This window comes from Vagococcus fluvialis bH819 (genome assembly GCF_900163795.1).
In the GTDB taxonomy this organism is placed as follows: Bacteria; Bacillota; Bacilli; order Lactobacillales; family Vagococcaceae; genus Vagococcus; species Vagococcus fluvialis_A.
This window is the reverse complement of the sequence record NZ_FWFD01000012.1, coordinates 46,437-62,986: the sequence shown is the minus strand read 5'-3', so window position 1 is coordinate 62,986 and position 16,550 is coordinate 46,437. Positions and strand designations below refer to the sequence as shown.

Genomic DNA, 16,550 nt, shown 5'->3' with positions numbered 1-16,550 from the left:
CTAAGTAGAAACGCCCTACACATTTGGTTTGTCTTACTTTGTTTAGTTTTCAAAGGTCTATTCTGTGTTGTCTTAACAACTTTTATATCATATCAAGTTATCAAGTGTTTGTCAACACTTTTTTTATTTAATTTGTTATTTATTTTTTAAAAAAATTCATCAAGAATCTTTATATATAAACAACAAACTTATCTTCCTGAAACAAAAACTATCTTTCGATTTGTTTTTTATCTATCTCAGCGACATGTATTAATATACCAAGTTTTTAGTGTTCCGTCAACACTTTTTTTAAAACTTACTTCACACACGTTGATAAAAAAAAATGGTAATTTGTTCGTGTTTTACTGCATAAAACAATCATCATAGTCTTCACAAAGGTTTTTCACATGCAATTAACTTGGAACTACCTATTAAAGCCCTTTCTTTTAAAAAAAACAATAAAAAAAAAGGAGAAAAAAATCTCCTTTTTTATCTCATTGTTGGAAATAATAGAACATCTCTGATTGATTGAGAGTTAGTTAACAACATTACTAAGCGGTCAATCCCGATTCCTAGACCACCTGTTGGAGGCATTCCGTACTCTAAAGCTTCAATAAAGTCTTCATCAATTCCTTGTGCTTCATCGTTTCCTAAATCTTTTTCTTTCATTTGTGCTTCAAAACGTTCTCTTTGATCGATTGGATCATTTAACTCTGTAAAGGCATTACCATATTCTTTTCCTACTATAAATACTTCGAAACGATCTGTGAAGCGATCATCCTCTACATTTTTCTTAGCTAATGGTGAAATTGAAGTTGGGTGTCCGTAAATAAATGTTGGTTGAATTAATGTTTCTTCGACATACTTCTCGAAGAATTCATTAACCACATGACCGTAATCCATATGCTCACCTAATTCGATACCATGTTCTTTAGCAATAGCTCGTGCTTCTTCATCTGTCATTTCTTTCCAAAAATCAACTCCAGATTGTTCTTTGATGGCATCAACCATATGAATTCTCTTCCATGGACCTTCTAAGTTTACGTCTAATTCACCATACTTAATTTGTAATGTTCCTAAAACGTTTTGTGCGGCAGTCGTAATAATACCTTCTGTTAGGTTCATAATATCTTTGTAATCAGTATACGCTGTATAGACTTCTAACATCGTGAATTCTGGATTATGTGTTGTATCAATTCCTTCATTTCTAAAGACGCGACCAATTTCATACACTTTTTCCATACCACCAACGATTAATCGTTTTAAATGTAACTCTAACGCAATACGTAAATATAATTCCATATCTAGTGCGTTATGGTGAGTGGTAAACGGGCGAGCCGCTGCTCCACCAGCAATATTATGTAAAGTTGGTGTTTCTACTTCTAAATAGCCATTTGTATTTAAGTAATTACGGACTTCACGAATAATTTCGCTACGTTTAACAAATTTGTCAAAACTTTCGCGGTTACTTGTTAAATCTAAGTAACGTTGGCGATATTTTTGCTCAACATTTGTTAAACCATGATATTTGTCTGGTAATGGACGGAGTGCTTTTGTTAAGAATGTTAGGGTTGTTGGTTTGATTGTTACTTCACCCATGTCTGTCTTCATCACTTCACCAGTTACACCGATAAAGTCACCTAAGTCAGCTTGTTTGAATAAATCATACTCTTCTTCACCAACAGCATCTTTTCTGACATAGATTTGGATTTGGCCTTCACGGTCTTGTAAATGGGCGAAGCCAACTTTACCTTTACCACGTTTGGTCATCATACGTCCTGCTACTGTCGCTGTTAAACCTAATTCTTGTAATTCTTCTTTTGTATGTTTGTCATATGTTTCATGAAGTTCTTTTGAATTAGTAGTACGTTCAAAGCGAGTACCAAATGGATCTAGTCCCTTTTCCCGTAACTCCGCCATTTTTTCTCTACGTACGATTAATTGATCATTCATCTCTTCATGACCTTGGATTTCTTTTGTCACGTTACTTCCTCCTATAGACTATTTTTTTGACAATCTGCTCCCTACTATAATGCCACAAAAAACGAAAAAAAGGCAAGTCTATTTGCCTTTTTGTCTGAATTATTAACATGCAAGTCCTTTTGCAATTAAATTTGCCACATACTCATCTAAAATATCGTTCATTTCTTGCTGCGTTTGCGCTTTATTGATTGCTAATTTTGCTTTAGCTGCTCTTGGTGCGCCTTTTAAATAATACGCTGCGTGTTGACGAAATTCTAGTGAGGCTATTTTCTCACCTTTTAATTTAACTAAACGATCTAAATGAAGTTTCGCTGTGGCGATTTTTTCTGTTGGTGACGGCTCTTCTAGTAACTCACCTGTTTCAAGGTAATGCTTCGTCCGGTAAATCATCCATGGATTACCTAATGCTGCGCGCCCGATCATGACACCATCACAACCAACATACTCCAACATACGTTTAGCGTCTTCTGGGGTTCTAACATCACCATTCCCCATAAAAGGAATCGTTAAATGTTGCTTCACTTCTTTTAAAACGTCCCAGTTTGCCTTGCCCTCATACATCTGGACTCTTGTTCGTCCATGCATTGCAACCGCTGAAGCTCCTGCTGCTTGGGCGGCTTTCGCATTTTCGACTGCAAAGACATGTTCATCATCCCAGCCGATACGCATTTTTACTGTCACAGGAATATCAACGGCACTTGAGACAGCTTCCACCATTTCATAGACTTTATTAGGATCAAGCAGCCATCTAGCCCCCGCTTCAGCTTTAATAATCTTGCTGACAGGACATCCCATATTAATATCAATGATATCCGCTGTTGTGTTAGCTTCTACAAATTGAGCTGCTTCGACTAAATTTTCTTTGTTGCCACCAAATATTTGTAAACTTAACGGGTGCTCTTCTTTTTCGATATGTAACATATCTAATGTTTTCTTGTTTCTTTGTTGAATTCCTTTATCACTAATCATCTCGCAAACAACTAATCCTGCGCCAAATTCTTTTACGGTTAATCTAAAGGCTGAATTACTAATCCCAGCCATTGGAGCGACAACCACACGATTAGGGATTTCAACGTTACCTATTTTCCACACTAGTCGCGTTCCTCCTTATTTAATGGCTTCATCTCTTAAGACGGTTAATTCAGCCGCGTCGTAATTGTATTTTTTACCACAGAAGTGACAAACAGCCTCTGCCCCTTCATCTTCTTCAATCATTTGCGTTAATTCACTTTCGCCTAATGTAATGATCGCTGATGCAAAACGTTCTTTGGAACAGTCACAATGAAACTGGACAGGTGTTGTCTCTAAAATTTCAACATTTTCTTCACCTAATAAGCGTTCTAAGATTTTTTCTGGCGTTTCGCCTTGGTCTAATAATGTAGATACTTGGGGAATGTCTGCTAAACGTTTTTCGATTTCAACCAAGGTTGCTTCACTGGCACCAGGCATCACTTGAATCATAAAACCCCCAGCTGCTTTGACGCAATCATCTGCTGTATTGTCGACTAAAACACTTAGACCAACTGCTGATGGTACTTGTTCTGAATTGGCTAAATAATAAGTAAAATCTTCTGCTATTTCACCTGATACAATCGGTACTTGACCTGTAACCGCTTCTTTAAGACCTAAATCTTTTACCACGCTGAAAGTTCCGTTTGTACCAACCGCACCACGAACATCAATTTTCCCTAAAGCATTAGGCGCTAAATTAACTTCTGGATTTTGAACGTATCCTTTAACATTACCTTTACTATCTGTATCTACAACGATTGCTCCAATTGGGCCATCTGCTTGAATTTTAACGGTTAATTTTTCATCATTTTTATGCATCGCACCAAGAAGCAAAGTTCCTGTTAATGTACGACCTAAAGCTGCGGTTGCCGCACGCCACGTATCATGTAATTCTTGGGCTTCTGTTACGACACCTGTTGTTCTAACTGCCATCGCACGAATTTCGCCATTAAAAGCCAATGCTTTTACTAAATAATCTGTCATATCTTATCTTCCTTTACTTTATATAAGTCTTTCTACAATAGAAAAGTGGGCTACACTTTCGTATATCCCACTTATCATAACTTATTTAATTAAATCTGCAAAACGATTTTACTCGTTATCAGTGCCCGCTTCTTCTGTAGATGTTTCTTCATGAATTGATTTTTCTTCCTGTTGCTTGTCCGCGTCTTTTCTTTCTAACGCTTCTTTGGCTTCTTCAAAAGAACCATCTTTTTCACTTGGAAATTCTTCAGATTGTTCTTTAGATGGCATCACACCGTCTTCAAACAATGAAGTAATTTCTTTGGCATTTAACGTTTCAAACTCTAATAATGATTCCGCAATTAATTTATGTTGCTCACGGTGAGCTTCAATAATTTCAACTGCTTTAGCGTGTCCACGTTTTAAGATACTGCGGACTTCTTCATCAATTTGGAAAGCCACTTGTTCTGAGTAAGCTTTGGTTTGACCATAGTCACGACCGACAAAGACTTGATGGTTTCCTTCATATTGAACAGGTCCAAGTAAATCACTCATACCATATTCAGTAACCATTGAACGAGCTAAGCTTGTTGCTTGTTCAAAGTCATTACTTGCGCCTGTTGATTGAACACCAAAGACGATTTCTTCAGCGACACGTCCACCTAAAAGACCAACGATACGTTCAAACATTTCGTTTTTAGTAATCAAGAATTGATCTTCTTTAGGTAAAGAAATCATATAACCACCAGCGCGTCCACGAGGAACAATCGTTACTTTATGAACGATATTAGCATCATCTAAAACCAACCCACAGATTGTGTGTCCCGCTTCATGGTAAGCTACCATTTCACGTTGACGTTTACTAATCACTTTATTTTTCTTAGCAGGACCAGCAATTACGCGGTCTTGTGCTTCATCAATATCAGTTGCGTCGATTTTTTTCTTGTTACGACGAGCCGCTACTAAAGCTGCTTCGTTTAGGACGTTTTCTAAATCTGCCCCAGCAAATCCTGGTGTTTGTTGCGCCACTACCTTTAAATCCACATCTCCAGCTAAAGGTTTGTTACGTGAGTGAACTTTTAAGATTTGCTCACGACCTTTAACGTCTGGGACACCGACTAAAATCTGACGGTCAAAACGACCTGGACGAAGTAACGCTGGATCGAGTACATCAGAACGGTTAGTCGCTGCTATAACGATAACACCTTCATTACCATTGAATCCATCCATCTCAACAAGTAATTGGTTAAGTGTTTGTTCACGCTCATCGTGTCCTCCACCCATACCAGCACCACGTTGACGACCGACTGCATCAATCTCATCAATAAAGATAATCGCAGGAGCTGTCTTCTTCGCATTTTCGAATAAATCACGAACACGACTTGCACCAACACCGACAAACATTTCAACAAAGTCAGAACCTGAAATTGAGAAGAATGGTACGCCAGCTTCTCCAGCTACTGCTTTAGCTAATAATGTTTTACCTGTCCCTGGAGGTCCCTCTAAAAGAACACCAGCAGGAATACGTGCACCGAGTTCTGCAAAACGACGTGGATCTTTCAAGAATTCAACCACTTCAACTAATTCTTGTTTTTCTTCTTCAGCACCAGCTACATCAGAAAAACGAACCGTGATTGATTTTTTATCAGTTTCTTTTGTTTTTGTTTTACCAAAATTCATAACACGTCCATTGCCGCCACCTTGGCCACCTTGACCCATCATCATATAGATCAAGAACACCATGAAAATTAATGGCAAGAAACTAAATAATAGTTGAACCCAAATACCACTACTTGATTGTTCTTTAATATCAAATTTTGACTTCGATTCTCTAGCAGCTTTACTAATATCACTCATTGTTGAGTCATTTGGTAAAACTGTTGTCATGAATTTTGTTGATTTGACTTTAGACTTACCAAATACTGGTAATCCACCTGCATCTGTTACTTTCTGTTCTTCAAAATATTCACCAGTTATTTTATAAACACCATTTGATGGTTGAACTGAGAACTCTTTCACTTTTTGATCTTTTAATTGCTCGTAAAATGTTGAATAATTAATATTAGGGGATTGCTCTCCGCCTTTTCCAAAGAAGAAATACACGATCATAATCATTGATAAGAAAACAATGATATAATAAAGTGAATTTTTCATCCCTGAATTCTTCTTATTATTCATACATGGCCTCCTTATATATTTAGTTTTAAGTTTTTAATTGCTAAGTTGTAATTATATCACAAAAAAAGACCTCATGATATTAATTATTTTCATAAATCTCAGGTTTTAAAATACCGATATACGGTAAGTTACGGTAATCTTCTGCATAGTCTAAACCATAGCCTACAACAAATTCATTAGGCACTTCAAAGCCAATATAATCAGCTTCCATATCTACAACACGACCTTCTGGTTTATCAAGCATTGTCACAATTTTCACTGAAGCTGCTTTACGATGTTTTAATAAATCAACTAAATATCTTAAGGTACGACCGCTATCAATAATATCTTCAACGATGATAAGATGACGGCCCTCAACAACTGTGCTTAAATCTTTCAGAATACGAACCTCACCTGAAGAAACAGTTGCATTTCCATAACTAGATACATCCATAAAATCCATTTCCATATGTATGTTCATTGAACGAACTAAGTCTGCTAAAAACGGAACTGCGCCTTTTAGAACACCAACTACAAGTGGGTTTTTATCCGCATAATCCTCACTAATTGCTGCACCTAAAACTTTTATGCGATCTTGGATTTGTTCTTGTGAATAAAATGTTTTTTCTATATCTTTTTCTAACATCAGGATCTCCTTCCAAACTTACTTGTCTTTTTTATAATAGTAGACAAGCTTATACTGTATTTTAGCAGTTTCATCTCGAATACTCAAATAACTTTCCCTAAAAGGAACTAACCATTTTACAATTTCTGCTTGATCTTGAACAACCCAAGCTTCTTCCCTTTCATAGACACTTATTTTTTCATCTATAAAGTAACGAGAAACCTTTTTTTTATGCCCTTTTTCGTTTAATAGCAAGCGATCACCAGGTAACGGTTTTCTAACTGCTACTTTTTCACTAAGTAATTCCGAATAAACCATTTCTGCGTAGTTCCAAGTCATAATTTCTTTTGGTATTTCTTCTTTGCCTATTTCAAAAAAACCAACCCATTCTTTTGAAGATAAGAACGCACCACTATTTAAAGTTATATCAACTTTTTCTGTGACTATTTCTTTTGCTTTTTTTTGATAAATAAAGCATTTGGCGTAACTTTTCTTAAAGTACCAATTTCCTTTTAGCGGATAATCTAAGTTAGGTTTTGTGCCCACTATATTTTGCTCTAATTGCGCTTGTTGCTTTCTATTCAAAATTAAACCTTTTTTATTTTGACAGTCCGACACCAAAAAATCTAAAATAATATGTTGCTCCTTTGAAGAATACGTATAGTATATAGGTAAATCTATTCGCCAATAATCTTCTGAAAAAGTGATACACTGATTAAATTTAGGGCGTATCAATTCTTCTACTAATGATAGATTAATAGCTAATTCTTCTTTAAACCATAATAAATGTTCTAAAAATTGCTCGTTTTCTTCCACTAAATCAGGAATTATTTTTTTTCTTAAGCGATTACGTGTATAGTCCATTTGGTTATTGGTTTCATCCTCATAGAAAGGTATATTTTTTTCCTTAGCATAAGCATAAAGTTCTTTTTTTTCAATTGAAAGAAGTGGTCTGATGACTTTATTATTAAAAAAAGGTCTCGTCTCTTGAATTCCTGTCATTGTTTGAATACGACCACCATTAATTAGACGCATTAACACTGTTTCAGCTTGGTCGTTTTTGTGATGCCCTGTTATTATTTTTTTAATTTGTTTTTTTTCCATAATTTCATTGAAAAAATTATAACGAAAATCACGTGCTTCTTGTTCAATATTTCCTTTTATCGTTTTTCCTTCAAGCCAACTTGTAGTAAAAATCGGTAGATTAGCTTCCATACAATATTTCATCACAAAAGCTTCTTCTTCTACGGATATTTCTCTTAATTGATGGTTGATATGTGCCACAACAATGTCTGGACGTAATTCTTCTGGTAGATTGCTTAGTAAGTAGAGCAAAACCATAGAATCAACTCCACCTGAAACACCTACAAGTATTTTTTCTTTTGGTTGCCACCATTTTTTTTTTAAAACTTGTTGATAGAAATTTTTTTCTAACATTTTCTCACACCCTTTAAAAAATAAAAAGGCCGACCTATTTTATTAGTCAGCCTGTTTATTATTAACTACGTCGACCGCCACGGCCGCCACGTTTGCCTTCAGTATTACTTTTGATTGAACTTAATCTTTCATCACTATCTTTTAAGAATGAGCTCATTAAGTTATCGAAGCCTTCTTTCTTTGGAACCTGCGCTGCTGGTTTACGGCCATAGCTACTACTATTTGATCTTTCAGGTCGGTCAGAGCGATTGTAATTACTGCTTGGACGCTTAGAAAAATCTTTTTTAGGAGCGCGTTCTCTAACAGGACGTTCCTCTTCGTTTGTACGTTTGATTGACAAACCAATCTTTCCATCGTCTCCAATAGACATTACTTTTACTTCTACTTCATCACCGACAGTTAAAACATCGTTGATGTCTTTTACAAAACTATTTGATACTTCACTGATGTGAACCAACCCTGTTTTGCCTTCTCCCAAATCAACGAATGCACCAAAATTGGTAATTCCTGAAATTTTTCCAGGTAATTTTACCCCTACTTCAATTGACATAAAAAATTTTTTCCTCCTTGAGCCTTCAAAAATATTTATTATTATTTGTTACCACTAGTTTGGGTAGAGCTGTTTAAATCCGGGATACTGTAAACTTGTTCTCCCTCTTTTGAATAAAAGTACTTCGCACGAGCTATTTTCTCAACGTATTCAGTGTCATTTAATAAGTCTACTTCACGTTCAAGATTTTTTTTCTCTTTTGCTACTCCCTTATATTCTTTTTCAACTTGACCACGACTTTCTTTTAAGGTCAATAAATGTTGGCTATTCCTAAAAAGATTGAAGCCAATTAATGAAAACATTAATAAAGCAGAAGCGAACATAATTCCTAATCTACGGCGTCTAAAAATCATGGTACGTTGGTCTTTTTGCATCGACTTCATAGTAAGACCCTGACTTTGATCTTTATTGTACGTTAACAATTTACGGTCTTTCTTCATACTTTTAGAACTCCATTCTTTTAAATTAAAGATGCATATATTATACCAAGTCATGTTCTCAATGTCTAATGCTAATCTAAACTTTCATAACTCGTTTCTCGTGTTTCACTCATAATTTCATACAAATCTTTTGCTTCTTCTTTTTTTGTTGTATCTTTTAAATCTAAAACCCGAACCTCTAATGTCTTATTGCCAAATAAAATCTTGATAACATCTCCTATTTTAATAGATGTTGATGATTTCGCAATTTGACCATTCACTTGAATTCGTCCTTTATCCGCAATTTCTTTTGCAACTGTTCTTCTTTTAATAATACGTGATACTTTTAAGTATTTATCTAAACGCATATTTTTCACCTCATTTAATAAAAATAGTTGATAACTTTTTTTCCAAACGGTAACATTTCCCATTCACTTTTTGTAAACAAACGACTTTGAATGACACATGCCATATAAATGGTAAATCCAACGGCAACACCTATTAATGTCAACATTAAACTTCCTAAACGGCCGTATTCTAGCCAAGATAGCTGCTCTAGTACCAAACGGTAAACAATTAACAGGCTGCTCATTGACGTTAAACTTATAAGTAGTTTGACTATGTATTGTTTTGATAATCTAATCTTATTTTGTTGTCTAATTAAATAGCAATGTAACACTAAGAAACAAACACCTAAACCTAGTATAGTACTAATACTAGCACCTTCTGTATTAAAATAATAGGTTAATGTTGGGGTAAAAATTATTTTAGTAAATAAGCCCATCAAAGCTGCCACAAACTGATATCTCATTAAACTTTGGCTTTGATAAATCGTTTGGTAGCTTTGGATCATTGATACAAAAAAAATCGAAAACATAAATAGAACCAATGCAGTTTCTCCACTATTATCACTGAACAACGCTTTATTTGTATAAGGCAAAACTAGAGCAAGACCCACAGAAGCTGCACTAGCAATTGCTGCTGATACTTTTAAATAGGATTGAACCGTTTCTTGATATTTTTCTTTTTGACGTGTGACGTAGTATTTCGTTAAAGTAGGTAAGAAAGTGGCCGTCATACTCACTGCGACTACCAAACCTAATTGAACTAACGGCTGTCCACGATCAAACACACCTTTAGCTACTTTAGCACTAGTTTCATCAAAACCATTGAAGACTAAATATTGTTTCACTGTGAAGGAATCAACTAATTGAAAAATAACTAAGTAAGCGCTAAAAAAACATAAAGTTCCACCTTCGATAATTAATCGTTTCGAAAAATGAGCGATTCCTTTGAGTTCACTTCTACTAATCTTGGGTGCATTTTTATTTTTTCTTCCATAGAAATAAAGGATAGCTAATGCACTAATGCCACCAATGAGTGCACCACCTGTAGCAATTGTTCCCATTTTATAAACCGACCATTCGTTCACCATAAATAAATAACCTGCAACTAAAATAACTGTGACTCGACTACCTTGCTCTAATAATTGGGAAAAGGCAGTTGGCTTCATTTCCATTTGACCTTGATAGAAGCCACGGTAAGTTGATAAGAAAGGCACTAATAGAAAAATTAAAGAGACCATTTTGATTAACGGGGCTAGAGATAGATCCCCCATTGCATTTGCTAGCAGAGTTGACCCAAAATATAAGATCACAAAACCAATTAGTGATAAAACACTTACGGTTAAAAAGAAATAATTAATCACTTTAGCTTGTTCTTCTTGTGTTTCTTTAGCTGCCAGTAATTTGGATAGATAAACTGGTAACCCAGATAACGAAAGGGTCATCGCTATACCATAAATTGGATAGACTTGCTGGTATACATAAAAACCCTCATCACCGACCAAATTTTGAAATGGTACACGGTAGACAGCACTTAATATTTTAACAATAAAAGATGTTACAATTAGCACTACCGCTCCTTGCATCATGCTTTTTTCTATTGTTTTATCTCCCATACAGTTCACCTATTTATTATCTTTCTGCTCTTTTTTTACATATTTTTCTTCTCTTAAAGCAGCGATAAATTGAGATAGTTCTTGTAACCAAAAAACTTTAGATGTTTGTTTTACCAGTTTTAGCTGTATTACTAATTTATCATCAGAATTAAGTTCTGCTTTAAGTGTCGTTGCTGACAAAGCTTTAAATACTTGCTCAATGTTATACGCATTCGTTCCTTCTTTAGATAAACAGACATGGACTGTTAATTGTTCTTTCTTAATTTTTTCAACCAAAGCAAACTCACTATTCATTTTAATCAAACCAACTGTTAAAAGATTTGCCACTTCATCAGGATACTCTCCAAAACGGTCTAGTAAGTCAGCCTCTAGCTCATCAAACATTTCTTGATTATCCAGTTGTCTGATACGTTTGTATATTTCAATTTTTTGTCGTTCATCCTCAATATAGTCAGTTGGAATATACGCATCAATCCCTAAATCAAGTTCTGTTACTGTTTTAGTGTCTTTACTTTCCATTCCTTGTTTTCGATTAACTGCTTCAGTCAGCATTTGTGTGTACATGTCAAAACCAACAGAGTCAATAAAGCCATGTTGTTGTGCACCTAACAAATTACCAGCACCACGAATGGACAGATCTCGCATAGCAATCTTAAAACCTGAACCTAACTCAGTAAAATCTTTGATAGCCTGTAGTCGTTTTTCACTTACTTCATTTAATACTTTTTGTGGTTCGTACATAAAATAAGAATACGCGACACGATTACTACGACCAACCCGACCTCTTAATTGATATAACTGAGACAAGCCCATGTAATCAGCATTTTCAACAAACAAAGTGTTGACATTGGGAATATCAACCCCAGTTTCAATGATTGTCGTCGTAACTAAAATATCATAATCTCCGTTGATAAACTCCATTAAGACGTTCTCTAATTGAACTTCAGTCATTTGACCGTGAGCATAACTAATTCTTGCATCTGGTAACATCGCTCGTAATTCATCTACTTTTTGCTCAATAGTATCCACACGATTATAAAGATAAAAAATCTGACCGCCACGAGCAATCTCGCGCTCACATGCTTCTCTAATAGCACCAGGATTCTTTTCCATCACATAGGTTTGAACGGGATAACGGTTAGCCGGTGGTGTTTCGATAACTGATAAATCACGGACACCAAGCATGGACATATGCAGCGTCCTAGGAATCGGCGTTGCTGTTAATGTAAGAACATCAACTTGTGACTTTAATTGTTTTAATCTTTCCTTATGCTTCACACCAAAACGCTGTTCCTCATCAACGACTACTAAACCAATATCCATAAATTCCACATCTTTAGATAAAATACGATGTGTTCCAACAACAATATCTATTTGACCTTTTTTCAATTTATCAGCTGTTTCATTTTGTTGTTTTTTCGTTCTAAACCGGCTCATTAAACCAACGTTCACTGGAAAATTAGCAAATCGGTCTCGCATTGTTTCATAGTGTTGTTGCGCTAAAATCGTGGTTGGTACTAAAATCGCTACCTGTTTTCCATCTCTAACAGCTTTAAAAGCAGCACGAATGGCAACTTCTGTCTTACCATACCCAACATCTCCTACAAGTAAACGATCCATTGGACGTTCTTTTTCCATGTCTTGTTTAATTTCCTGAATACTTCTAAGTTGGTCATCTGTTTCGGTGTAAGGGAAGTTACCTTCAAATTCCATTTGATAATCATCATCTGGTCCAAAAGCATACCCTTTTTGAGCTTCTCGTTCCGCATAGAGTTGAATTAAATCATCTGCAATATCTTCGACTTTAGCTGAAACTTTATTTTTTGTTTTTACCCATTCGCTACCACCAAGCTTATTCACTCGAGGTGTTTTAGATTCAGAGGCAACATATTTTTGAATCAAATCCAGTTGGGTTACAGGTATAAATAGTTTATCATTATTCTTATAAAGAATTGTCATGTAATCTTGATGGATTCCACCACTAAGAAGCGTTTCCATTCCAATGTATTTACCAATCCCATGATTAGCATGAACAACATAATCGCCAGGTTTTAATTCATTGTAACTCTTTAAACGTTCCGCATTAGATATTGTTTGTTTTCTAGCTCGTTTTTTAGTTTGAGTATGGAGTATTTCTTTTTCCACTAGTACCACTAATTTTTCTTCTGGTAATTCAAAGCCTGAAGCCAAAGAACCTGTTTGAATTTGAATTTCTCCTGGAATTAATTTTTCACTATTATTAACAACAGCTGGAATTTCAAAATCCATTAACAGTGCTTCAACTTTTTGCGTTCTTTCTTCATTTTCAGCAAGAACTATCACACTTTGATTCTGTTTTTTCCAACGGTCCATTTCCGTTTTTAAAAGTGGCATTTGTCCAAAAAATTGCTGCATGGTTCGATACTCGAAAGGATGAATCGCTGAAAAGCGCAGATTCCCCATCCCTTTTTGGAAAAGTGAAAAGTAAGTTTTACCTTGTTTAGCTTCTTTCAAAATACTTCTAAAATCTCCACCTAAAGTATGGTCTTCAAAAAACACACCTTCTTCTAATTTAAGTGTAATCCACTCGCCTTCTTCACGAAGAATTTCTCGTTCACTTTCGACCATTCGACTATAATCATCAATCATAATAAAATCAGAAGGTTTTAAATAGTTGGTTAGATAATGTTTTTTATCAAACAATAAATCACCGTATATTTTGACCTCATCTGTTGGATGACCTTGACTCCATTCACTAATAATTGATTCGAAATAAGCTGCTACTTGTTCTTTTTCCTCACTTGGTGCCATTAAAGAAAGTTTGGTTTCCATTAATTTTTGAATTTTCTCAGCACCTAATACTAATTGTTCTTTTGTTATCGGCGTATCCATTGCTGGTGAAATCATTATCTGATCAATTTCTTTAATAGATCGTTGCGTATCTGCATCAAATAAGCGTAAAGATTCAATTTCATCATCAAATAAATCAATTCGAACAGGATAATCACTCGTTAAAGGATAGATATCTATAATACTTCCCCTAACACTGAATTCACCTGGTTTCCCTATCATCTGTTGTCTCTCGTAGCCTAATAAAACAAGAGATTCAGGTAATTTAGTTAAGTCCACTGTTCCTTCTTTTTCCAAAATAATTGTTTGCTCTTTCCAAACTTTAGGATTAGGTAAGAAACGTCTTAAACCGGCTAAAGGTGTGACTAAAATCCCCGGATTGTTACTGGCTAAAAAATTAAGCGCATTGATTCGATCAGATAATGCCTCTGGTGATGAAAAGGACATTTCAACAGCTGTGACTTCATCTACTGGGAAAAAATGTAGATACTTTTCTTCTATTATATGTTGAAGATCATCTACTAGTTTATTGGCATAGTATAAATTGGGGGTAACGACTAATATCTTTTTCTTTTTAGCAAGTAGAGTTGAAATCGTTAGTGATTTTGCCGAACCTGCTAACCCTGTTATCAACTGTGCTGACTCCTTAACAAGTTGCTCTTGCCATTCATTTATTTTATCACTTTGATTTAGTCGACCAACAAGTGCTTTATTTAAATACATTGTCTGCCTTCTTTCTTACTTTTTTAAATTATAATGATTCATCGTATCGACAAAATCATGACCACTCGCCCAATAAAGTGACGCTTTAGCTGCACTTTGGACTGATTGCAACATATCATCATGGGTAGCCTTTGGAAAGCTACCTAATACGTAGTTGACAACTTCTTGACCGGCTTTAGGACGATCAATCCCAACTTTTATTCGGTTAAATTCTTGAGTTCCTAAATGTGAAATAATACTTTTAATTCCGTTATGACCGCCAGCACTTCCTTTTTGACGTAAACGAATGCGACCAATCGGTAAATCTAGATCATCATAAATCACTAAAAGATCCTCTTCCGATATATTATAATACGTCATTAACGGACGAACTGAGCGTCCTGATTCATTCATAAAAGTCTGGGGTTTTGCTAAAACAATCTTTTCACCATTGATAAAAAACTCTGCAATATCAGCTTCAAATTGATGTTTTTTAAAAGAAATTTTTTCTTGAAAAGCAATTTCATCTAATGTGATAAAGCCAATATTATGTTTTGTTTCACGGTATTTACTTCCTGGATTACCTAAGCCGACGATTAATTTCATGGTTATTTCCTCCATTATTTTAATAATATATATCTAACAAGAAAATATCCGCACACTTAAAAGTGTCCAGATTCTCAATAATTATAACATATTTCCCTAATATCCCCATAAATATTGATTAATATTTAAACTCTTGTTCCCGTTTTACTTTTTTCATAATGCTTTCAAAATGACATTCATTTTTTTGAATGATATAATTGACACCTAATAAGATCATCACAAAGGAGATTTTTGTATGACAATTCAAACATTTACTCACCAAAAAATTATTGTTATCGGTAATGGTGCTGTTGGCTCTAGCTACACTTTTGCCTTAGTAACTCAAAATATTGCTCAAGAGATTGGAATTATTGATATAGACACAAATAAAGCTGAAGGAGACGCCATTGACTTATCTCACGCCCTCGCTTTTACTTCACCTAAAAAAATCTATGCAGCTCAGTATTCAGACTGTCACGATGCTGATATCGTCGTGATCACTGCTGGCGCTGCTCAAAAACCAGGCGAAACACGACTTGATTTAGTTAATAAAAACTTAAAAATATTCCAAGATATTGTGAAGAATATTGTTGATTCAGGTTTTAACGGAATCTTTCTTGTCGCAACAAATCCCGTAGACATCCTAACCTACGCCACTTGGAAGTTTTCAGGATTTCCTCAACATAAAATCATTGGTAGTGGAACATCTCTTGATTCTGCTCGTTACCGTCAAGCTATCGCTGAACTCGTTGGTGTTGATGCAAGAAATGTCCATGGTTATATTTTAGGTGAGCATGGAGATACGGAATTCCCAGTTTGGTCTCACGCTAACATTGCTGGTCTACAAATCTATGAATGGGTCAAAGACCATCCAGATGTTGATGAAGAGGAACTAGTTAATTTATTCTTCAAAGTTAGAGATGCTGCTTATACAATTATTGAGAAAAAAGGAGCAACATTTTATGGTATTGCTGTTTCTTTAGCTCGTATTACTAAAGCTATTCTTAATGACGAAAATGCAGTCTTACCATTATCTGTTTATTTAGACGGTCATTACGGATTAAGTGATATCTTTATTGGTGCGCCTGCTGTTATTAACCGGACTGGGGTTCACGATGTGATTGAAATTCCACTAACTGACGCTGAGCAAGAAAAATTTGATTACTCTGCTAAGAAGTTGAAAGAAATTATGGATGATGCCTTTAATGAATTAGGCAATTAATATTAAAAAGAAGAGGCTGATTCCAATGTCAGCCTCTTCTTTTTTAGCTCCTTTTTTAGAATATATATTTATATGTTTTTTGGCTTAGTTCCTAATAAGTAAGTTATTCTGTGCAAATATCATCAAAC

13 protein-coding genes are annotated in these 16,550 nt (G+C 35.1%); 1 reads left to right on the top strand and 12 read right to left on the bottom strand.

Features of this window, described 5'->3' with window-relative positions:
- Positions 1 to 468: 468 nt before the first annotated feature.
- The 12 genes from lysS to pth form a co-directional block, all read right to left on the bottom strand.
- Entirely contained in the window at positions 469 to 1,932 is a 1,464-nt protein-coding gene (lysS, locus tag FM121_RS08270; protein WP_373385076.1) for a lysine--tRNA ligase, read from the bottom strand.
- Between the two features lie 132 nt (positions 1,933 to 2,064).
- Positions 2,065 to 3,054: a tRNA dihydrouridine synthase DusB gene (dusB, locus tag FM121_RS08265; RefSeq protein ID WP_086951696.1), complete on the bottom strand. Its 990-nt coding sequence runs from the start codon at positions 3,052 to 3,054 to the stop codon at positions 2,065 to 2,067.
- Positions 3,055 to 3,069: 15 nt separating this feature from the next.
- A complete protein-coding gene (gene hslO / locus FM121_RS08260) occupies positions 3,070 to 3,957 on the bottom strand; it encodes an Hsp33 family molecular chaperone HslO (protein ID WP_086951695.1) in 888 nt (295 codons plus the stop codon).
- Between the two features lie 108 nt (positions 3,958 to 4,065).
- The gene (gene ftsH, locus FM121_RS08255; protein WP_086951694.1) at positions 4,066 to 6,114 is read right to left on the bottom strand and encodes an ATP-dependent zinc metalloprotease FtsH; all 2,049 of its coding nucleotides are present in this window, start codon (positions 6,112 to 6,114) and stop codon (positions 4,066 to 4,068) included.
- Between the two features lie 79 nt (positions 6,115 to 6,193).
- The gene (gene hpt, locus FM121_RS08250) at positions 6,194 to 6,739 is read right to left on the bottom strand and encodes a hypoxanthine phosphoribosyltransferase (protein ID WP_086951693.1); all 546 of its coding nucleotides are present in this window, start codon (positions 6,737 to 6,739) and stop codon (positions 6,194 to 6,196) included.
- Positions 6,740 to 6,757: 18 nt separating this feature from the next.
- A complete protein-coding gene (gene tilS / locus FM121_RS08245) occupies positions 6,758 to 8,155 on the bottom strand; it encodes a tRNA lysidine(34) synthetase TilS (protein WP_086951692.1) in 1,398 nt (465 codons plus the stop codon).
- A 61-nt stretch (positions 8,156 to 8,216) separates the two neighbouring features.
- Positions 8,217 to 8,705, bottom strand: a complete 489-nt coding sequence (locus tag FM121_RS08240) for a S1 domain-containing RNA-binding protein (protein WP_086951691.1) — start codon at positions 8,703 to 8,705, stop codon at positions 8,217 to 8,219.
- Between the two features lie 41 nt (positions 8,706 to 8,746).
- Positions 8,747 to 9,145, bottom strand: coding sequence for an FtsB family cell division protein (locus tag FM121_RS08235; protein ID WP_179203829.1), 399 nt, complete (start codon positions 9,143 to 9,145; stop codon positions 8,747 to 8,749).
- 71 nt (positions 9,146 to 9,216) lie between these two features.
- Positions 9,217 to 9,492 carry an RNA-binding S4 domain-containing protein gene (locus FM121_RS08230; RefSeq protein ID WP_086951689.1) on the bottom strand — a complete coding sequence of 92 codons (276 nt, stop codon included), beginning with the start codon at positions 9,490 to 9,492 and terminating at the stop codon, positions 9,217 to 9,219.
- A gap of 14 nt (positions 9,493 to 9,506) precedes the next feature.
- Entirely contained in the window at positions 9,507 to 11,084 is a 1,578-nt protein-coding gene (locus tag FM121_RS08225; RefSeq protein ID WP_086951688.1) for a putative polysaccharide biosynthesis protein, read from the bottom strand.
- 9 nt (positions 11,085 to 11,093) lie between these two features.
- Positions 11,094 to 14,636: a transcription-repair coupling factor gene (gene mfd, locus FM121_RS08220; RefSeq protein WP_086951687.1), complete on the bottom strand. Its 3,543-nt coding sequence runs from the start codon at positions 14,634 to 14,636 to the stop codon at positions 11,094 to 11,096.
- A gap of 15 nt (positions 14,637 to 14,651) precedes the next feature.
- Positions 14,652 to 15,221, bottom strand: a complete 570-nt coding sequence (gene pth / locus FM121_RS08215) for an aminoacyl-tRNA hydrolase (RefSeq protein ID WP_086951686.1) — start codon at positions 15,219 to 15,221, stop codon at positions 14,652 to 14,654.
- A 235-nt stretch (positions 15,222 to 15,456) separates the two neighbouring features.
- Here pth and FM121_RS08210 point away from each other — a divergent pair, with 235 nt between their 5' ends.
- Positions 15,457 to 16,422 (top strand): L-lactate dehydrogenase, encoded by a 966-nt coding sequence (locus FM121_RS08210; protein ID WP_086951685.1) that lies wholly within the window; start codon positions 15,457 to 15,459, stop codon positions 16,420 to 16,422.
- Positions 16,423 to 16,550 lie beyond the last annotated feature (128 nt).